Here is a 21,098-nt window from a genome sequence, read left to right as displayed (position 1 = left end):
TTCAAAGAGGAGAACATATGAAAAAGAAACTTTCCATTTTATTTAGCATTATGTGTATTTTAGTATTAGTAGCATGTGGTCAATCGAAACCTAATGAAGAGGCAACTAAAAAAACGGAAAAAAGTAATGATCCAAAAATTGCTTCAATGTCTATTCACTTAACAAATGATTTACTTGCATTAGGAATTACACCAGTAGGTTCTGTTATTGGTGGAGATTTAAAAGATTTCTTACCACACGCAAAAGAGCAGCTGAAAGATACGAAGAAACTTGGCGTTGTAACAGATCCCAATATGGAAGCATTACTTCAATTAAAGCCAACTGAAATTTATGTGGATGAAAAATATGCTGGCAAAGATTTAGCGAAATACGAAAAAATTGCAAAAACACATTCTTTCAATTTAGATGAAGGTACGTGGAGAGATCATTTAAAGCAAGTTGGTAAGCTTGTAAACCGTGAGAAAGAAGCAGATAAATATATTCAAGACTATGAAGAGCAATCAAAACGAGTAAAAAGTTTAATAGATAAAGAACTAGGTAATAACGAAAAAGTAATGGCAATTCGCGTTACTGCAAAAGAATTACGTGTATTTAGTACGAAAAGACCGATGGGACCAATTTTATTCCAAGACTTAGGATTACAATCTGCAAATGGTGTAGAGAAAATTGATGGAAACCGTCCTTTCGAAGTCATTTCACAAGAAGTATTACCTGACTTTGATGCAGATGCGATTTTCGTTGTCGTAAATAGAGATGATAAAGCGAAAGAAGCATTTAAACAACTACAAGAAACACCAATTTGGAAAGACTTAAAAGCTGTTAAAGGCAAGCACGTATACATTATCAATGATCAACCATGGCTTGACTATTCTGCTTTAGGAAATAAAATGGCGATGGATGAAGCGGAGAAAATGTTTACGAAATAATACAGTGTTATTGTTAGGAAAGGCCCTCTAAATTTGGAGGGTCTTTTTATTGTCGTTATTGTTAGAATAAATAAAAAATTATACAATGAAGTGAATTCAATGTAGAGGAGATGTGCCAATGTCAGCGCTTATTGTAAGTATCCCGTTAATACAAGAGTATATGGAACAAGGGGATAAATAGGCAGGCTAGAATTATTGTCCCCGCTATTTAAAAAAGGGGGAGTTTCAGATGACAATTAATCTTTTTCAAAATAAAACTATTAAATTATCAGCTAGTAGAGAAGCAGATGCTGAAGTAATGGCTATGTGGCAAGAGGATAGTGAGTATTTAAGAAATGTAGATACAGACTTAGCATTCCCGCAATCGTTACATGAAATAGCGAGTGATGGGCTATTAAAGGGGCGGAGATCCAATAGTGTTTCTTTCATGTTAAGGACAGTTCAAGATGATCGCTTAATTGGTTTTGTTGCAATTCATGGCATAGAGTGGAATAACAGAACGGGTTTATTAGCAATTGGTATAGGGGATGCAAATGATAGAGGGAAGGGGTATGGAAGAGAAGCAATTCATCTTATTTTAAAGTACGCATTTTATGAATTGAATTTACACCGCGTTGGCCTTGATGTTATTTCTTATAATAAAGCTGCTATTGAGTTGTATAAAAAGATGGGTTTTCAGATGGAAGGATGTATGAGGGAAGCAGTTCAAAGAGATGGAAAGTGTTTTGATCGTATGATCATGGGGATATTGCGGGATGAATGGATTGTACTGCAAGATTAAAAGTACATTCCATATTATATATGTAGTATGCAGGAGATATAATGATAATTGGCGAAAATTTACAGTGTGCTGATTGAATTTATAAGGGGGATTTAACAGTAAGTGAAAAATCTGGTAATCATAGACATATGTATTAAAATATAATTATGAAACAATAAAAGTCGAAAGAATTTTTAGAAATGCTTAACGTTTCCGTTAAAACATTGCAAAGATGGAGTAATCAAGTTTTTTTAACTGCTTACGGAAACACAAAAAGAAAATGAAAAATGATCTCCAGAAGAAGAACTTGTTCAAAATTTGCTATCTATCATTCATGTATGTATTCGTAGGATATATGATTGAGAAAATACAAAAATGTCGAAGGATAAAGAGATATGAAAAGAGCATATTTTATAGAGATAAAACCGACAAATGAACAAATAATCAAGATCAATCAAACAATTGGAGTGTGTAGGTACGTTTACAATCTGTATCTCTCCAAAAACAAAGAGATGTATGAATCAGAAGGAAAGTTTTTGAGGGGATATGATTTTTCTAAATGGCTAAACAATGTCTATACAAAAGAATGTAGCCAATGGATTAAAAAGGTATCTAGTAAAGCGGTAAAACAGGCAATTATGAATGGAGATAAAGCTTTTAAAAGATTTTTTAAGGGTTTATCTGGATTTCCGCGTTATAAGAAAAAGAAGAATCAAGATGTGAAATGCTATTTTCCTAAAAACAACAAAACAGATTGGACAGTAGAAAGACATAGAGTAAAAGTCCCAACGATTGGTTGGATGAGGTTAAAAGAATATGGGTATATCCCCAAAAATGCGATTGTAAAAAGTGGAACGATAGGTAAAAGAGCAGGAAGATATTTTGTGTCTGTGCTTTGCGAATTGGAAGAAATAGAAACGAAGCCAACTCTCAATCAAACAGGTGTAGGGATTGATTTAGGGGTGAAGGATTTCGTTATACGTAGCGACGGTATCGTTCATGAAAACATTAACAAAACAATACAAGTAAAAAAGATAGAACAACGGTTAAAACGTGAGCAACGTTCTTTATCGCGTAAATTTGAAAATATAAAAAAGAGAGGTGAACAATCTGTTACTAACAAAAGAGCGAATATAGATAAAAATATTCTTAGGGTGCAAAAACTACATGGCAGGCTAGCAAATATTCGGTTAGCGTATGTAAAGTCTGTTGTAAATGATGTGGTGAAAACCAAGCCAACGTTTATTACAGTGGAAGATTTGAATGTGAAAGGTATGATGAAGAATAAACATCTATCTAAAGCAGTTGCTAAGCAGTGCTTTTATACATTTCAAACATGGTTATTGACGAAATGTGAGGAATATGGAATCGAACTACGTCAAGTAGATACATTCTATCCCTCGTCAAAGTTATGCTCATGTTGCGGTCAAAAGAAAGTAGACTTAAAGCTATCCGACCGAGTATATGAATGTGACTGTGGAAATGTAATAGATAGAGATTTGAACGCGTCAATCAACCTTTTACAAGCAAAAAAATATACAATACTAACGTAAATAGATTGTATATATGTACGGTGGGCTACATCGGAATTTACGCCTGTGGAGTGTTACAGCAAACTGTAGTAGCGAGTTAGTGGCGAGACAGGACACATAGAGGCAGGAATACTCTAAGAATATACATTTGTCTATATTTTTAGTAGCAGTTATGCGAGATGAACTTAGAAAAAAGTAAGCCAGTAAACGAAGAGGTCGCTGAATTAAAAGAACTTATTAAAGAACTACACGGAAGTGTTCACCAACTTCAAAGTGAAGTGCAGCAACTAAGGCACGAAAGGCCGGTTGTTGAAGTGAGAAAAGGTGTTCAACTATCACCAACAATTATCGGACAAATTGGTGGTATGATTTTAGGTGGATTAGCAATTATAGGTATATTTTGGTGATGAAAAAAGGTTTGCAGCACTATGCTGCAAACCTTTTTTGTTTGACGATATAATTTCATACCCCGCAACGTCTACATTAAATAACGTAAATAAATGTAAGCATGTGATAACAATAGCGCAATGATCGTTAAGGGGAAACCGATTTTTAAGAAGTCCATATAAGAGAATCCATGTCCTTCACGTTTTGCAATACCAGCAACGACTACATTTGCTGATGCTCCGATTAACGTTCCATTTCCTCCTAAGCAAGCTCCAAGTGATAATGCCCACCATAGTACTTCAATTTGCGGGGAATCGACAGATAGTCCGAGACCTGTAGCTAAATCTTGAATAAGTGGAATCATCGTTGCGACAAATGGGATGTTGTCGATCGTCGCAGATGCGATGCCAGATACCCATAAGATAAGTATAGCAGCGAATCCGATATCACCATTTGTTACGTCAAGTACTTGTTGTGCAAGAGAAGAAATGAGCCCGATATCAATTAATCCACCAACGAGAACGAATAGTCCTGCGAAGAAGAAAATGGTTACCCATTCAACGTGGGCAAATACATCTTCAATATCATGTTCTTTCACGCCGATTAACATGAGAAGTGTAGCACCTGTCATCGCAATAACGGCAGCGTCTACATGAATAATAGAATGAAGTACAAAGCCTAAAATAGTTAGTCCTAAAATCGTAATGGATTTTAAAAGGAGGCTTTGATCTTTAATATAATCTTTTTCATTTAATGCCATTAATTTTTCAATTTGTTCAGGAGTTGTTTTTAGTTTGTTACGATACATGAAGTAAATAATGCCAAGTGTAACGATAGAAATAATAATTACGATTGGAGCTAAGTTAAGTAAAAAGGCATTAAAGTCTAAATGTTTATTAGCTGATCCAATCATAATGTTCGGCGGGTCACCGATTAGTGTTGCTGTTCCGCCTATATTTGAAAATAGTACTTCTGAAATTAAATAAGGAACAGGATTTACTTTTAAAATACGTGTAATGGATAGTGTAACAGGAACGATTAACAATACGGTTGTTACGTTGTCCAAAAATGCAGAACCAACAGCGGTTAATAGGGATAGTAATAATAAAATGCGGATTGGTTTTCCGCTAGCTGCTTTTGCTGCTTTAATGGCTACAAATTCAAATACGCCCGATTGACTCGTAATATGTACGAGAATCATCATCCCAATTAAAAGGGTGATCGTTTCCCATTGAATATGTGATGTGAAAGCAGTATGTAAATCTACAATTCCAAAAATAATCATAATAGCAGCACCGAATAGTGCGATTACAGCACGATTCAATTTCTCAGAAATAATAAAACCGTATGTGACTAAAAAGACGGAAATTGCAAAATAATATTGCCAATTTGCTACTTCATGTGCTGAATGTTCCAAGCTTGTCACCTTCTTTAAAGTATGTATTCAATTGTAAAAATGCATCCCTCTGCATAATTTATATTGTAGCAAATTCAAAAAAGAAAGAAAACTATTTAACGAAGTGAAGGAAAAAATGTGATTTTTACATATCATATAAAAAATATAAAAAACACAGTGCAAATTATTAGGAAAAGTGAGCGTTGTCCTCTAATATAGAGATAGCAATTTACATTATTTTTGCGTAAAATGGTTTAAAGAGGTGAATTCCGATGGAAATAGTAAAAGATAGTTCTCTTATTCAAAATGAAATTGAACGTTTTGTAAATAAAGATGTATATATTCATTTAGAAACGACGAACGGAGCGTATGCATCCCACATAAATGAAAAGATGATGACAGTTGGTGCTTTCATTCGAAATGCAATTATCCGTTTTGAACGCGGGAAAATAACTGGAACAAATCCATACCGAGTTGGTCTGAAAATGGATCATGGCTGGGTATATGCAGAAGGTATTACGCACTGGGAAGTAGACGATCAAGAGCGTTTATTACTAGCTGGACATGATAATTTAGGCCGCCTAGCAGTTGCGCTTGAGTTAAGCTTAACACCATTTAAGTAAGAAGGAGGGAAACTTATGGAGAGACATGTACTTGTTGTATTTCCGCATCCAGATGATGAAGCATTTGCTGCGGGAGGAACAATTCGCTTATTAACAGATCAAGGAGTACCTGTAACATATGCATGTGGTACTCTTGGACAAATGGGACGTAACATGGGGAAAAATGTATTTGCTAACCGTGAAACGATTCCAAACGTCCGTGAAAAGGAATTAAAAGATGCTTGTGAAGCGATGGGCATTCAAGATTTAAGAATGCTTGGTTTCCATGATAAAACGTTAGAATTTGAAGATGTTGATTTTGTTGCAGATAAAATCGAAGCGATAATTCAAGAAGTAAATCCATCTCGAATTATTACATTTTATCCAGAACACGGCGTACATCCAGATCATGATGCATTTGGCCGCGCTGTAGTTCGCGCTGTATCACGTATGCCGAAAGAAGAACGTCCAGCCATTCATGCCGTTGCGATTACGAAAAATCGCGAAGCGGTACTCGGTGAGCCGGATGTTGTAAATAATATTAGTGAAGTATTTGAACATAAATTAGCTGCACTAGGCGCGCATCGTTCACAAACAGAAGCAATGCTTGAAGAAACACATGCAAAAATAAAAAACAAAGATGCAGCAACATTAAAATGGCTGCAACTTGAACAGTTTTGGACTTATAAATGGGAGTAGGCTAGAAGGATATCTTCTAGTAGCTCTTACATATAAAAAGCGCCGTCACTTTGTGATGGCGCTTTTTTTGGGTGAAGTGTGGTGTGCTATTTTTTCGTACTAGCCAAATACATTAGCATGTGGAATTTTTCGTCTCTTACATGATAATCGAAATAAGGTCCTGGATCTGTACAGTAACCGATATTTTCACTCTGCGTGATTTGAAATCCGTTGACTGATAAATTTTCTTCTAAGTATTTTGGATATAAAATATGCTCATGGGAATTTGGATATAAGGCTGAAATATTTTTCAAGGATTTGGCCGAGCTATCATAATACGAGTATCCGCCGACAATTGTTGAACTGTTATGTAAATAGTTTTTTAGAACGTGAATTGGGAACTGCGGATTGAGCAGTGAAAAATCAGTTACTGTAAAACTATCCACAAAAACATCGATACTAAGCGGTTTCAATGGCAGATTTAAATCAGAATTCAAAATATAAAGGACGCGTGGCTTCGGATTCATACGCTCAATTCTGTTTCTAACCTTCTTGAGCATCGCAAGCGAATAGCCACTGAATATATAGGATGCGCTCGTTTCAAGAACATCGATATATTTGGGTAGTGACACAAAAGCGTCAACGTTTGTTTCCACGATTAATTTGTTTTTCAAATCTATATTTTGTAGAACTTTTTGAAATTGAAAATTACTTTTTTCAAATAAGTTAATCATTTTGGGATTGATCTCTTTAATCGTTTCTTTATCGTAAAAATAAGATGGATAAGGAGACGTCTCGTACAAGTTCGCGGTAATAATAATACCATCCTCGATAGCTGCCTCGTATCCACAGGTACAAGTTAAACTCCCCGTGTGAATGTAGACTTTTTTAATTGTTACATCCTTCATTTCAAGTGGAATGCGGCACTTCGGACAATAAAGCAGATTTACAAAGGAAAGAGGGATCCCTGTAATATTCTCTTCTTTGGATGAAGGCGAGCTTGTTTGAACCGCTTTTTCAATCAATTGGATAGCTTTTGATATGTCTTCTTTTTTCTTGGTCAGCTCGTTCTTTTTATCAATGAGCAAGTTGTTGTAGTAGTCGATATCCTCATGATCCGAGAAGTTTGTGACACGCCGATACGATAAAATTCGTTGGATTTCTAGCAATGAAAAATGAAGTTTTTTCAGCTCAGTAATAAAAGCCATGTCGTCAAAACACAATTGGTTCATTTGATACTGGGTGTTTTTTTTGTCTGGTATTAATAATCCAAGTTCAATGTAATAACGAACGGTATCAGTCGTAACATGAAAAAGTTTCGCAAATGTACCAATCTTCATAGATGTCCCCCCGATGAAAAAAGTGGAGTTACTCCACTTTTTTCGTAAAATGAATGCAAAAAACTCTCAAATGGCTATTGACTTGGAGGAAACCCCAAGTCATATTATTAATTCAATAAATGTGAATATTTTGAATATTTTTGACTGTATTGTAACATACATGTCACGAAAGGAGAAGGATTAGCTATGGATAAGATGGATCATATGGATACTCTCTCACTTTGGAAAGCGACTGCGAACAGCTATGACAAAGGAAAACCTCTTGAAGGAAATGAAGAGGCGGATGTTGTCATTATTGGCGCAGGTTTCACAGGTCTTTCTTCTGCATATCATTTGCAAAAATTAGGGAAGAGTGTCATTGTCCTTGAGCAGGAAACAATCGGATATGGTGCAAGCGGTCGTAACGGCGGGATGGTATTGCCAGGCTATAAGCCGACGATGCAGGAGCTTGCCAAGAAGTATGGTGCTGAAGAGGCGAGACAGCTTAACGATCTTTCTCTGCTTAGTGTTGAACTAGTTAAAAACATCATCAATGAGCATCAAATCAACTGTAACTTTAGAAAGACAGGTCACATTGTGGCGGCTTACAAAGCCAAGCATTTTGAAGGGTTAAAACATGAAAGCGAATACTTAAACAAAAATTTCGGGTATGAATGTAGCGTGCTTGACCGAAGTCTGTTGCATCAAGAAATCGATTCCCCGCATTATTATGGCTGCTTAGTCGACAACTCGAGTTACTCGTTCCAACCACTGAATTATGCAATTGGTTTGGGAGAAGCAGCTAAATCAATTGGTGCAAAAATCTTTGAGCATTCGAAAGCACTATCTATTGAGTACGGGCGAAACAGTGTGAAAGTTGTAACAGAAAAAGGTGCAGTTACTGCGAAAGACATTATTGTGGCTACAGATGGTTACTCTGGAAAAATCATGACTGAACTGAATAAAGGCGTACTTCCAATTTCGGCACGTATTATTGCTACTGAACAGCTTCCAGAATCACTGGTGAATGCCGTCATTCCTAAAGATCGCATGGTTTTTGATACAAGCAGTTTCCTTTACTATTTCAGGCGTACACCAGATAATCGGATCGTATTTGGCGGTGGTGATATTCGTCCGAACTTAGGTGATGCCGTTTATCAAAGTGTTTACGATGCTATGGTTAAAATAATGCCAAAACTAGAAGGAAGCAAGATTGATTACAGGTGGGGTGGATTTATCGGTGTGACAATTGATACGTTCCCGGTTATCGGTAGATCTAAAGAAGGCGCATATTTTGCAACTGGTTATACAGGCCACGGCGCGTCTCTCTCAACATTGTTTGGTAAGTTATTGGCACAATGGATTGTTACGGGGAATGCAGGTGGATATCGATTTGAAAAGGAACGCCTCAAATCATTCCCGTTCTATAATCAGAAAACGATGCTGGTCAATATAGCACATATTGGTTTCAAACTAGTAGATATTATTGCGTAAAGGAGAGGTGTTTATGAAAATTAATATGTTCATTGACGGGAAATGGGTAGAAGCATTATCGGGTGCTAGACGAAACATTATTAATCCTGCAACTGGAGAGATTATCGCAACGTCTGCTCATGGATCGGCAGACGATTCGAAGATAGCAATCAAGGCGGCTCGTAAAGCATTTGATAGCGGGATCTGGTCGGATTTATCGGCTGATGAAAGAGCTGACTATCTATATAAGATTGCAGACCGTCTTGAAGAGAAGACAGCTGAAATTGCCCGTTTGGAAACGGCAAATAACGGTAAGGTTATTCGGGCAACAACCCATGTAGATATCCCGGTATCGATTGAATGCTTCCGCTATTATGCTGATTTGATCAGAGGTATGAAGAAGGAATCTTACACTCGTGCTGATGCTTCGGAAACGATTATTATTCATGAACCGATTGGTGTTTGTGGACTTATTGTACCTTGGAATTTCCCGCTTATGTTAGCTGTTTGGCAAATTGCTCCTGCACTTGCCGCAGGGAATACAATTGTAATTAAGCCTGCTGACGTCACTCCTGTAAGCGTATTCAAATTGTTTGAAATTATCGAAGAGGTTGGACTTCCGGACGGAGTGGCAAACTTGGTATTGGGACCTGGCTCAAAGGTTGGGAATGAGCTTGCAGAGAGCCATGATGTTGATAAAGTTGCCTTTACCGGTGGAACAAAAACAGGTCAAAGTATTATGCGCGCAGCTGCGGGCAATATGAAAAAAATCACACTTGAACTAGGTGGGAAATCTCCACTTATTGTGTTCGACGATGTGGATTTTGAAACCGCAGTCGATAATGCGATGTTTGGTATTTTCCACAATGCTGGGCAAGTTTGTTCAGCTGCATCCCGTTTGCTTGTACAAGAGACTATTTACGATAAGTTTGTTGAAAGATTGGCCGAGCGCGCGAGTAAAATTGTAGTTGGTAACGGGGAAAGTGAGAACATTGAAATGGGAGCCCTCACAACCGAGTCTCATATGAATGAAGTTTTACATTATATAAAGAGTGGAATCGAAGAAGGTGCAAAATTAGTATGTGGTGGTAAGCGCTTAACAGAAAACGGGCTTGATCGAGGATTTTTCATTGCGCCAACAATCTTTGCTGATGTAAATGCGAATATGTGCATTGTTAAGGAAGAGATTTTTGGTCCAGTCCTTGTTGTACAGAAATTTAAAGATGAGGAAGATGCCATCCAAAAAGCGAATGATTCCATTTATGGATTAGCCGGCGCTGTATTTACTGAAGATATGGACCGAGCAAAACGTATCATTAGTAAATTGCGTGCGGGCATTACTTGGATTAATAGTTATCATCTCGCTTATGTTGAAGGTCCTTGGGGAGGATATAAGCAAAGTGGAATCGGCAGAGCGTTAGGTGCTACCGGGCTGGAGCACTTTATGGAAACGAAGCAAATCAATGTCCACCAGCATGCCCAGCCTGTAGGTTGGTATGCGAATTAATTGAGCTTAACTTGCTATATAAATTATTTATAAGGGGATATGCTCATGAAAATAGAGCAACCAGAAGTAATAAATAAGCCGGTGGATGATTCAGTGCTAGGAACCAAAAGTATTCCGTTACTATATTTACGGTTTGCTTTGGCAGGAATTATGGCCAACGTAATTCTAGGAGTTGTATCGGTTATCGATGGCTATTTCGTCAGTGGCTTTCAGGAGCTGGAAATCGAAGGGATCGGAATTGGATTTACGGTCATGGTTATTACCCGTATGATTGGTGTTCTTTTAGGTGTGGGAGCTGGAGCGGTCATTTCACTTCGACTTGGAAAAGGGAAAATAGAAGAAGCTAGAGGTATTATGGGACAAACTTTATGGTTTACTCTTTTCCTGTCCACTTTGATAGCTGTACTTGGATTGGTCTTTGAAAATGAAATTATGATTTTATTCGGAGCAAGTGATGAAGCGCTCCCGTATGCGGTGCAATATAGCCGACTACTATGGATTTCATTGCCATTAACGATATTGGCCGTTGTATTAAGTATTTTAACTAATATTGATGAAAAACCTGGATTATCAATGAACAGTTGGTTAGTCGCAGCAGTTGTTGCTGGGATTACAGAATGGATTATGGTAACGAAGTATGACATGGGGATGATGGGTTCTTCATGGGCCAATACGATTTCGCAATCGATCCCTGTTCTCCTAATCTTTTATTTCTGGTTTGGTAAAACAAAACTTAAGCCGAAAATGAAAGATATGATGATTAATCTCAAGACGATTGGTGAAGTAGCTTGGACGGGCTTTGCATCTTTCTCGAGTCAGTTTATGATGTTTTTTGCCATTATTATCGTCAACAACTTACTACAAAGCTACGGTGGTGGGCTGCACGTTGCCGCTTTCACGATTCAAAACGGTTATATTACAAATTTGCTCGCCTTAGCAGCGCTCGGTGGGATGACAGGACTTCAACCGATTATTAGTTATAATTACGGTGCGGGAAACCTTGATCGTGTTAAGCAAGCAATTAAGATGGGGCTCATTTTTACAGTTTCCTTCTTTGTGATTGTGACAGCCATACTAATCATTTTTGCAGATCCAATTGTGTCATTTTTCTCCGGTGGTAATCCTGAATTGCAGAAGCTGGGCATTTGGACGACAGTTGTATTCAATTCTTTGTTTATGCTTAATGCAGTCAGTTTACTTATCTCCGGTTATTTCGAATCACAAGAGAGAAATTGGATCGCAACGTTTATTAATGTTAGTAAAATGTTGTTGTTCTTGTTCCCATTTCTATTTATTTTCCCGAAATTTTTGGGGGTGGAAGGTGTATGGTACGCAGGTCCTGCTGCAGAAATTCCGGGCGTTCTCATTGCCATATACTTTATGAGAAAAGAATTCAAACGTTTAAAAGTTACAAATGTTAAGACGGTAGATTTATAGAATTGATTCCTTCAAAATTACGAATAAGAAAGAGAGAGGATCATCATGTTTTTTGCGAAAAAACTTACGGCAGAAGAAGCAGGGCAACTAGGTGTTAACACATGGGAACCATGGGTAGGCGAACCGAATAAAGGAACGTGGCATGTAGAAGAGCAGGAAGTTTTCTATGTGACAGACGGTGAAGTGTTTATTACTGTTGATGGAAAAAGGTATCATGTTACAAAGGACTGGATTGTTTCCTTGGCTAAGGACCTTGTTTGTGAATGGGATTGTCCAGTATTTTTGAAAAAGAATTACAAAATGAACCATGAGATTAATCTAAAATAATGTGAAATGGGGAGTGGGCAAATGTTAATCAGATGACTGTTCCTGCGTATGCAATGGATAAGATTAAGATTAGTAATGTTGAAGAAATGTATTGTAAATAAGTTTACATACCGTCAAATGAATACGCTTTCTTTTTTGGGTGCAATAACATAGGATGGTTATCTTAAAATAGGAGGTTTCACCATGGTAGTAACGAAAAATGTACAAACGTTGAAAAATTATATTGGCGGACAATGGATAGAATCAACAAGTAAACAAATTGAAGATGTACCAAATCCAGCAACAGGAGAGATTATTGCTCGTGTGCCGCTTTCGACTAAAGAAGATGTAGATAGAGCTGTAGCAACTGCTAAAGAAGCATTCAAAACATGGAGAAGGGTCGCTGTGCCTCGGCGTGCTCGGATTCTATTTCGCTATCAACAGCTATTGATTGAAAACTGGGAAGAGTTAGCTAAACTCGTTACTTTGGAAAACGGAAAAAGTTATCAAGAAGCATACGGTGAAGTACAGCGGGGGATTGAATGTGTTGAATTTGCTGCAGGTGCACCGACTTTAATGATGGGAGAGCAACTTCCCGATATTGCTACCGGTGTTGAATCAGGGATGTATCGTTATCCGATCGGAGTAATCGCAGGAATAACGCCATTTAACTTTCCGATGATGGTGCCATGCTGGATGTTTCCGCTCGCGATTGCATGCGGAAATACGTTTGTATTAAAACCATCTGAAAGAACACCATTGCTGGCTAATCGCATAGCTGAACTGTTTAAAGAAGCAGGTCTTCCAGATGGAGTACTAAATGTTGTGCATGGTGCACATGATGTCGTTAACGGCATTCTTGACAATGAGGATGTGAAGGCTGTATCTTTCGTTGGTTCTCAACCTGTGGCTGAGTATATATATAAAACAGCAGCAGCTAACGGCAAACGTGTACAAGCTCTTGCAGGGGCAAAAAATCATTCGATCGTATTAAAAGATGCGGATCTTAGTTCTACAGTGAAAGAAATTACAAATGCTGCCTTCGGTTCAGCTGGTGAACGATGCATGGCTGCGGCTGTTGTTGTTGTGGAAGAAGATGTTGCAGATGAGCTCGTTAATAGACTGCTTCAAGAGGCAAATGCGATTACTATTGGTAATGGCCTGGAAGAAGGTGTTTTCCTTGGTCCCGTTATTCGTGACGGACATAAAGAGCGGACACTCGGATACATTCAATCCGGTGTAGAGCAGGGAGCGACACTTATTCGTGACGGACGTGAAGACGATGCAGCAAACAGCCAAGGTTATTTTGTTGGCCCAACGATTTTTGACAATGTGACACAGGAAATGAAAATCTGGCAAGATGAAATCTTCGCACCGGTTCTTTCTGTTGTACGCGTAAAAGACTTGATGGAAGCGATTCATGTTGCTAATGCATCACCATTCGCAAATGGTGCATGCCTGTACACCGATAGTGCTAAAGCTATTCGTGAATTCCGTGAAGAAATTGATGCAGGTATGCTTGGGGTTAATCTTGGAGTTCCTGCTCCAATGGCATTCTTCCCATTCTCAGGTTATAAGAAATCTTTCTATGGTGATCTCCATGCAAATGGAAAAGATGGCGTAGAATTCTATACTCGCAAGAAAATGCTTACGGCTCGTTATTGAAAGAGTGATATGAAATCATAAAAGAATAGAATGGAGTTGGTGATTGTGCAAGCGACAGAACAAACACAAAGTTTGAAAAAAGCAGATGAAAAGTACCTTTGGCATGCAATGAAAGGAGCAGCCCCTAATCCAACGAATTTAATTATCACAAAAGCAGAGGGGGCATGGGTGACGGATATTGATGGAAACCGTTATTTAGATGGTATGTCCGGTCTTTGGTGCGTGAATGTTGGATATGGTCGAAAAGAGCTTGCAAGAGCGGCTTTTGAACAGCTTGAAGAAATGCCATATTTCCCTCTGACACAAAGCCATGTTCCTGCTATTAAATTAGCAGAGAAATTGAATGAATGGCTTGATGACGAATACGTCATTTTCTTTTCTAACAGTGGATCGGAAGCGAATGAAACAGCGTTTAAAATTGCTCGTCAATATCATCAACAAAAAGGTGATCATGGACGCTATAAGTTTATTTCACGCTATCGTGCTTACCATGGTAACTCAATGGGGGCTCTTGCAGCAACAGGTCAAGCACAGCGAAAGTATAAATATGAACCATTGGGGCAAGGTTTTCTGCATGTAGCACCGCCTGATACGTATCGCAATCCAGATGATGTTCGTACACTGGCAAGTGCTGATGAAATCGATCGTGTCATGACATGGGAGTTAAGCCAAACAGTAGCCGGCGTGATTATGGAGCCAATTATTACCGGGGGCGGAATTTTAATGCCTCCTGATGGATATATGGCAAAAGTAAAAGAAATTTGCGAGAAGCACGGTGCGTTGCTCATTTGTGATGAAGTTATATGTGGATTTGGCCGGACAGGGAAGCCATTTGGATTTATGAATTATGACGTCAAACCAGATATCATTACAATGGCAAAAGGCATTACAAGTGCGTATCTTCCTTTGTCAGCAACAGCAGTTAGACGAGAAGTTTATGAGGCATTCGTGGGCAGTGATGATTATGATCGCTTCCGCCATGTAAATACGTTCGGAGGAAATCCTGCAGCTTGCGCCTTAGCTTTGAAGAATTTAGAAATTATGGAGAATGAGAAACTCATTGAACGTTCCAAAGAATTGGGTGAACGACTGTTATATGAACTTGAGGATGTAAAAGAACATCCAAACGTAGGAGATGTTCGCGGAAAGGGCCTTCTTTTAGGCATTGAACTAGTGGAAGATAAGCAAACAAAAGAACCGGCTACCATTGAAAAGATGAACAAAGTCATCAATGCTTGTAAAGAAAAAGGTCTAATTATTGGTAAAAATGGTGACACTGTTGCAGGTTACAATAATATTTTGCAGCTTGCTCCTCCATTAAGCATCACAGAGGAAGACTTTACTTTTATCGTTAAAACAATGAAAGAATGTTTATATCAACTTTAATTAATTATTAATAAATCTTGTTTAAAAGAGGAATAGCCTATCGAGAGATAGCGCTTTAAATACTAAACCAATCACTCTAAAACAGTAATTCCGAAAGGGCTGAGTTTATGAAAGCTGATGTTGTATTGATAAATGGAGAAGTTATTACAGTAGACCAAAAGAATACAGTAGTCGAAGCTGTTGCAATAAAAGATAATCGTATCGCAGTTGTTGGTTCAAATCAGGAGGTTAAGAGTTTAATAGGAGAAAAAACGGCTGTAATTGACCTGCAAGGAAAAACACTTCTTCCTGGATTCATTGATTCTCATATTCATCTCATCGCTCATGGGTTGAATCAGTTGGCGGTAAGTTGTAAAGCTGAACATATTGATTCTATCGAAGCTTTGTTAGAGGACTTGAAAAAGAAGGCCTTAGAAACTCCAAAAGGTGAATGGATACGTGCCTGGGGCTTTAATGAAACCGCTGTGAAGGAAAAGCGTTATCCAACAATTACTGAGCTGGATGAAATTTCAGTTGAGCACCCTATTATTGTATCACGTACTTGCAACCACATAAGCGTAGTGAACAGCAAAACATTAGAAATTGCGAAAATTAACGAGAACACACCGAACACGAGTGGAGGAGTTATTGAAAAGAATCAGGCTGGAAAGCTTACAGGAAAGTTAATTGAAGCAGCAAATATGGAAATGAGCGAGGTTGCTAGTTATACAGAAAGTGAAATGCTGAAGGCTATGAAAATTGCATCAGATCATTTCGTTGCAGCGGGCATAACAAGCATACATGACGCAGGTGGATTTGGACCGGAGAGTTACCGTTTACTACAACAAGCTGTGAAGAGTAAGGATATTCGTGTCCGAATATATGCAATGATATGTCAGTTAAATAACTCCCATGAATTTGTTAATAAAATGGTCGAAGCTGGTGTGGTAACTGGTACCGGAGATGAGAGATTCAAAGTTGGACCAGCTAAAATGTTTACAGATGGAAGTAGCACTGGGCCTACAATTGCAACCCGTGAGCCGTACTCGAGTGACTCTAACAATTCTGGCATTCTTTATTATAGTGAGGAAGAAATCTATCAGGTTTTAGGTGAAGCTCATAAAAAAGGCTATCAGATCACTGTACATGCACAAGGTGATAAAGCCATTGAAATGTATTTAAATTGTGTAGAAAAGGCGCTTCAGGAATCACCAAGAAAAGACCACCGTCATCGAATCGAACACGCGGGAATTTCTTCACCAGATTTACAAGAGAGAATGAAAACACTCGAAGTGATTCCTATTCCAAACCCTCCATTTCCATATGAATTCGGAGAGATTTATGACCGGCACTATGGTGATCGTGTTAATCACATGTACGCTGTTCGTGATTTTATTGATCGTGGCATCATTGCAGCAGGTGGATCGGACGCACCAGTTACTGACTATAATCCTTTATTAGGAATTCATGTTGCTGTAAATAGAAAAACCAAGTCTGGAATGGAGTTTGGTACTAATCAATCTATAAGCGTAATGGAAGCTATTAAACTATACACATGGAATGGTGCTTATGCGAGTTTTGAAGAAGAGATAAAAGGAAGCATAGAGGCCGGAAAGTTAGCGGATTTAGTTATACTAAATGACAGCATTTTAAGTATCAATCCAAATCAAATTAAAGATTTAAAAGTAGAAACAACTATTATTGATGGTGAAATTATCTATCAAGAAGAACAATCAGTGAAAATTTAATATGTTATAGTTTGCACACCACGTAACTCTTGTAATGTTACGTGGTGTTTTATCTAAATAGGTACCCAAAATTAGTTGAAAGGAAGGTTCTGGTGTAAAAACTTTAAAATTGATGCAAGTAATCTCTAAAACTTAGACATACTGATACTAGCATTCTAAAATATTGTTGATTTATTTAGAAGGATAACTATTAATTTTGGTGTTTAGTAATGGCTATAAATCACTATTTGAATGAAATAATAATTTGTATTAAAGTATATTTATATAAATAGAATTAATTTAAAGTATTCGCTATCAAGCTAACAAAACAAAATTCCCCTAAAATGAAAAAATACGCTATTCTTTCTGTAGAATTCTAGGAAAGGATGGCGTTTTTGATATGAACCTATCAATTTTTGATGAACTAGAATTGTTTTCTAAAGAGTTGCAACGATATATGTCACCTGATGCTTTAGAGTAATTAGCTAAAAGGGTCAGGAAAGCATCATGATAAAACTTATGGTAGCGTATTTTCAACCAACCGATGTATGTATACGAGAAATGGTATAAAGAAAAAACAAAAAAAGGAACATTCGTTCCTTTTTCGTTTTTTCTTTATAAAGGGACTTTCTTGCATACAGAATTATCTTGAAAAGCGATAGCTCCATCAACCATCGTTAAGACTACTCGAACGTCTCGTATTTCTTCAACTGAGATTTCGAAGAGGTTTCTGTTTAACACAACAAGATCTGCCAGTTTTCCCACTTCAAGTGTGCCTAATTCCTTTTCTCTGAATGATCCATAGGCAGGGGATAACGTATAATCTCTCAAGACTTCGGATAGTGACAGCCGTTCCTGCGGATTCCATCCTTCTGTCGGTGATCCATCATATCCAATTCTTGTTAGCGCACGGTAAATGCCTAGCATTGGATTTAATTGTACAATTGGATAATCAGTACCAAAAGCCAACATTGCACCTGAATCCTTTAAAGTTTTCATTGCAAAAACAAAGGGCTCACGTTCTTTTCCAATACGTGAAACATAAGTTACCCGTTGCTCCTTACTAAGACCCAAATGTTCTGGTTGCATTGATGCGATCACTCCAAGTTTTTGGAAACGCGCGATCTCATCCGGATGAATAACCTCTACATGTTCTACACAATGCCTTGCATCTCGCTTACCGTTCTTTTTCTGTGCTTCCTCAAAAGCATCCAAAGTTAGGCGAATCCCACCATCACCAATCGCATGAATACGGATTTGAAAGCCTTCTCGATCAGCCTCTACTATCCATTTTTTCATCGTATCTGGAGAAACAGCTGTTTCCCCGAAGGTTTCTGGTTTATCTGAATATGGTTCAACTAAATATGCAGTATAGCCAGTTAGTACTCCATCAACAAACTGTTTCAGTCCCGATACTCGAAGCTTGCCTGAAGCATAAGTATCACGCAATTGTTTCGCACGCTCCATATCATCATTTAAGGGAGGTGAAAGATGAATTCGCGCAGTTAATTCTCCGTTCTTATCCAGATCACCAAGCAATTCATAATCCTGTAATTTTTCCATAGCAGGCGATCCGTATAAATCGTTAACCGAAGTCACACCCAGCGCAGCCGCCTGTCCGAGAAATCTTTTCATCATTCTCATACGGTGTTCCCTTGAAAAATTAAATGCATGATTCGACACTAGTGCAATCGCTGTCTCATACAAAATACCAGTTGGTTCTCCATTTTCATCTTTTGCAATAATTCCGTGGGGCGGATTATCTGTATTTCGATTAATACTCGCAATCTCAAGCCCTTTGCTGTTTACCCAGACATAATGCCCTTCCATATGAAAGAGAATAACAGGACGATCAGGGAGCGCGAGATCGAGTGCAGAACGATTGGGAAGCCCCTTGTTGTCCCAATTGTTTGAATCCCAGCAAAACCCAATAATCCATGGATCTTCCGGTCTTGAATCAGCAAAATCAGTTACCATTTTTATCGCTTCATCTTCTGAGCGTGCATCGGCTAGAAAAACACTGTCTTCTGCAAGACTTCCAAATAACATATGCAAGTGAAAATCATGAAAGCCAGCCATAATCAGTTGATCGGAATAATGATGTACTTCAGTATTTGGTCCGATCAACTGATTCACGTCCTTTTCAGAACCAATGGCTGCAATCTTATTATTAATAATGGCGATATAAGCAGGGATGGGCTTATCCGTAAGACCTGTAAAAACAGCATTACTTGAAATAACAATGTCAGCTTTTTGATTTATGTTCATTAGTGACCTCCTGAATTTTTAATATTCTGAATTTAATTTCTGTAACATGAGCAACAATCGCATATGACGAAAGATTGGATACCGCTCACAATTTCACATTATTTCAAATTGATCTCATGGTTCATTTTATAATTTTTTTCGCAAAAAAACATTCTCATCATCTCTCTTTCTTGTAAATAATTTTAAAAGATGAATTGATATGAGTATGCTTATGTTACTTTTGCTTCCTTTAAACGTTTCAACTCTTTTCGAAGAAAATAAATCGCAATAAGAACACCTGGAATTTCAGCAGCTGGAGCGGAATACCAAATACCATCAACTCCCCAGTATTTTGGGAAAATAAACATGAACGGGAATGAAAAAAACAACATTTTGCCCACATTAATAAACGTTGCGGACCAGTTTTTCTCTTGTGATTCGAAATAACCAGCGATAAGCAAACTAACGGCATTTAATGTAAACATGCAATTAAATACGATTGTCGTCCAGATTCCTAGTTTCTGTAGATTCGGATTACCTCCAGAGAAAAATGACATAATTGGATCTGCAAAAATGATTAGTAAAGCTGTCACAATCAAAAATAAGGTAACAGTAAAAATGATCCCAATCTTAATTGCTTGTTGAACACGATCAAGATTGCCTGCACCGTAATTAAAACTAATAATTGGTTGAAGTCCTGTCATCCCACCGAGTGCTACTAAGGCGAGCAGATTTGTAATGTAACCGTTTTGAACTGTGAAAGCAGCAACGTGCAGCCCACCACCGTAGCTTTGCAATAAGTTATTGAAGAAAATAATGGAAAAAAACATCATGAGCTGGCTCGAAAAAGATGCAAAGCCTGTCCAAGCCACCTCACCAATTACCTTGAGATTAATCATCATATCTTTTATTTTTGGCTTAAGCTTTGTTTTACCGAACCAAAAATAAAAGATGAGTACAACAGGGATCGATTGCGCAATTGTATTCGCCCATGAGGAACCCATCATCCCCGTGTCATATTTCGTTACCAGAATCCATTCTGTAATTCCGGCAACAACCGCCGCAATTAACCAACTGTTCATTGATAATATAGGTTTTTCATCGATATTGGTTAAAATACTTAGTACAACTGCCAATATCGTTAATGGCAATGCAACCCACAATGGTCGGCTGTATTTCAACGCATATGGAAGTGAATCTTGACTCGCTCCGAATAAAGTCATGATTTGATTATCAAAGACTACCCCAAGTACAGCTAGCAAAATGGAGAAAAAAAGAGTAAACCATAAAGTTTGTCCCATAATACTCCTGGCTTCTTCGATTTTCCCTTTCCCAAGTCGAAGTGAAATGACCGCTCCGGCTCCTATCCCAAAAAGAACGCCAAGCATACGGGTAATAACCGTGACCGTAAATCCAATTCCGATCCCTTCGATTTCTAGCTCCTGAAAGCCGCTGACGAAATAACCATCGACAATCGCTACCACTCCAAGAATCGCATTCGCCATAATTCCTGCCAAAGCAAACCGTAAATATAGTAACGGAATACTTTTGGTTCCTAGTTCCGAATCATTTACTGGCTTATTCATTATTTCTGCTTTTTCTTTCTTTGATGAGGGGTGGTTTCCTGATATTTCCATACTTGTACCCTCCTGAAAATTATTTATACAGCTTGATTTACAGGAAATCTTCTATTAGAAATCAAGTGTCTAACTCATGTAACTGTTATTATAGTTACGCGCTATTTGTACTGAACACAATGAATCATCAAACA

General features: G+C 38.0%; 17 protein-coding genes. 13 read left to right on the top strand and 4 right to left on the bottom strand.

What is annotated here, in order from left to right:
• The first annotated feature begins 17 nt into the window (after nucleotides 1–17).
• The 4 genes from FT637_RS21985 to FT637_RS21970 all read left to right on the top strand — a co-directional run bounded on the left by FT637_RS21985 (nucleotide 18) and on the right by FT637_RS21970 (nucleotide 3,625).
• Nucleotides 18–926 (top strand): iron-hydroxamate ABC transporter substrate-binding protein, encoded by a 909-nt coding sequence (locus FT637_RS21985; protein WP_193648107.1) that lies wholly within the window; start codon nucleotides 18–20, stop codon nucleotides 924–926.
• A 229-nt stretch (nucleotides 927–1,155) separates the two neighbouring features.
• Nucleotides 1,156–1,707, top strand: a complete 552-nt coding sequence (locus FT637_RS21980; protein ID WP_193648106.1) for a GNAT family N-acetyltransferase — start codon at nucleotides 1,156–1,158, stop codon at nucleotides 1,705–1,707.
• 374 nt (nucleotides 1,708–2,081) lie between these two features.
• On the top strand, nucleotides 2,082–3,239 hold the full coding sequence (locus FT637_RS21975) for an RNA-guided endonuclease InsQ/TnpB family protein (protein ID WP_193648105.1): 1,158 nt from the start codon (nucleotides 2,082–2,084) through the stop codon (nucleotides 3,237–3,239).
• Between the two features lie 158 nt (nucleotides 3,240–3,397).
• On the top strand, nucleotides 3,398–3,625 hold the full coding sequence (locus FT637_RS21970; protein WP_002033458.1) for a hypothetical protein: 228 nt from the start codon (nucleotides 3,398–3,400) through the stop codon (nucleotides 3,623–3,625).
• 71 nt (nucleotides 3,626–3,696) lie between these two features.
• Here FT637_RS21970 and FT637_RS21965 read toward each other — a convergent pair whose 3' ends face one another.
• Nucleotides 3,697–5,022 carry an ArsB/NhaD family transporter gene (locus FT637_RS21965; RefSeq protein ID WP_193648104.1) on the bottom strand — a complete coding sequence of 442 codons (1,326 nt, stop codon included), beginning with the start codon at nucleotides 5,020–5,022 and terminating at the stop codon, nucleotides 3,697–3,699.
• Nucleotides 5,023–5,273: 251 nt separating this feature from the next.
• On the opposite strand from FT637_RS21965, the gene FT637_RS21960 reads away from it, so the two are divergent.
• A complete protein-coding gene (locus tag FT637_RS21960) occupies nucleotides 5,274–5,624 on the top strand; it encodes a YojF family protein (RefSeq protein ID WP_000407045.1) in 351 nt (116 codons plus the stop codon).
• A gap of 15 nt (nucleotides 5,625–5,639) precedes the next feature.
• Nucleotides 5,640–6,302, top strand: coding sequence for a bacillithiol biosynthesis deacetylase BshB2 (bshB2, locus tag FT637_RS21955; protein ID WP_193648103.1), 663 nt, complete (start codon nucleotides 5,640–5,642; stop codon nucleotides 6,300–6,302).
• 86 nt (nucleotides 6,303–6,388) lie between these two features.
• On the opposite strand, the gene FT637_RS21950 is transcribed toward bshB2, so the two are convergent.
• Nucleotides 6,389–7,621, bottom strand: coding sequence for a MerR family transcriptional regulator (locus FT637_RS21950; protein ID WP_193648102.1), 1,233 nt, complete (start codon nucleotides 7,619–7,621; stop codon nucleotides 6,389–6,391).
• Nucleotides 7,622–7,807: 186 nt separating this feature from the next.
• On the opposite strand from FT637_RS21950, the gene FT637_RS21945 reads away from it, so the two are divergent.
• From FT637_RS21945 to FT637_RS21915, 7 genes are all read left to right on the top strand, one after another.
• Entirely contained in the window at nucleotides 7,808–9,094 is a 1,287-nt protein-coding gene (locus tag FT637_RS21945) for an NAD(P)/FAD-dependent oxidoreductase (protein ID WP_193648101.1), read from the top strand.
• Nucleotides 9,095–9,107: 13 nt separating this feature from the next.
• The gene (locus FT637_RS21940; protein ID WP_193648100.1) at nucleotides 9,108–10,580 is read left to right on the top strand and encodes an aldehyde dehydrogenase family protein; all 1,473 of its coding nucleotides are present in this window, start codon (nucleotides 9,108–9,110) and stop codon (nucleotides 10,578–10,580) included.
• A gap of 45 nt (nucleotides 10,581–10,625) precedes the next feature.
• Nucleotides 10,626–12,017, top strand: coding sequence for an MATE family efflux transporter (locus tag FT637_RS21935; RefSeq protein ID WP_193648099.1), 1,392 nt, complete (start codon nucleotides 10,626–10,628; stop codon nucleotides 12,015–12,017).
• A 45-nt stretch (nucleotides 12,018–12,062) separates the two neighbouring features.
• Nucleotides 12,063–12,344 (top strand): cupin domain-containing protein, encoded by a 282-nt coding sequence (locus tag FT637_RS21930; protein ID WP_193648098.1) that lies wholly within the window; start codon nucleotides 12,063–12,065, stop codon nucleotides 12,342–12,344.
• Nucleotides 12,345–12,527: 183 nt separating this feature from the next.
• Nucleotides 12,528–13,988 carry a CoA-acylating methylmalonate-semialdehyde dehydrogenase gene (locus tag FT637_RS21925; RefSeq protein WP_193648097.1) on the top strand — a complete coding sequence of 487 codons (1,461 nt, stop codon included), beginning with the start codon at nucleotides 12,528–12,530 and terminating at the stop codon, nucleotides 13,986–13,988.
• Nucleotides 13,989–14,018: 30 nt separating this feature from the next.
• Nucleotides 14,019–15,374 (top strand): aspartate aminotransferase family protein, encoded by a 1,356-nt coding sequence (locus tag FT637_RS21920; RefSeq protein ID WP_193648096.1) that lies wholly within the window; start codon nucleotides 14,019–14,021, stop codon nucleotides 15,372–15,374.
• Nucleotides 15,375–15,481: 107 nt separating this feature from the next.
• On the top strand, nucleotides 15,482–17,101 hold the full coding sequence (locus tag FT637_RS21915; RefSeq protein WP_193648095.1) for an amidohydrolase: 1,620 nt from the start codon (nucleotides 15,482–15,484) through the stop codon (nucleotides 17,099–17,101).
• 594 nt (nucleotides 17,102–17,695) lie between these two features.
• Here the strand turns inward: FT637_RS21915 and FT637_RS21910 are convergent.
• Together FT637_RS21910 and FT637_RS21905 are read right to left on the bottom strand one after the other, a co-directional pair.
• Complete coding sequence (locus FT637_RS21910; RefSeq protein ID WP_193648094.1) at nucleotides 17,696–19,348, bottom strand: amidohydrolase; 1,653 nt, start codon at nucleotides 19,346–19,348, stop codon at nucleotides 17,696–17,698.
• A gap of 209 nt (nucleotides 19,349–19,557) precedes the next feature.
• Nucleotides 19,558–20,964, bottom strand: a complete 1,407-nt coding sequence (locus FT637_RS21905; protein WP_193648093.1) for an MATE family efflux transporter — start codon at nucleotides 20,962–20,964, stop codon at nucleotides 19,558–19,560.
• Between the last annotated feature and the right edge of the window lie 134 nt (nucleotides 20,965–21,098).

This window comes from Bacillus cereus, from assembly GCF_015071065.1.
GTDB lineage: Bacteria > Bacillota > Bacilli > Bacillales > Bacillaceae_G > Bacillus_A > Bacillus_A cereus_BA.
This window is presented reverse-complemented; position numbering and strand designations above follow the sequence as displayed.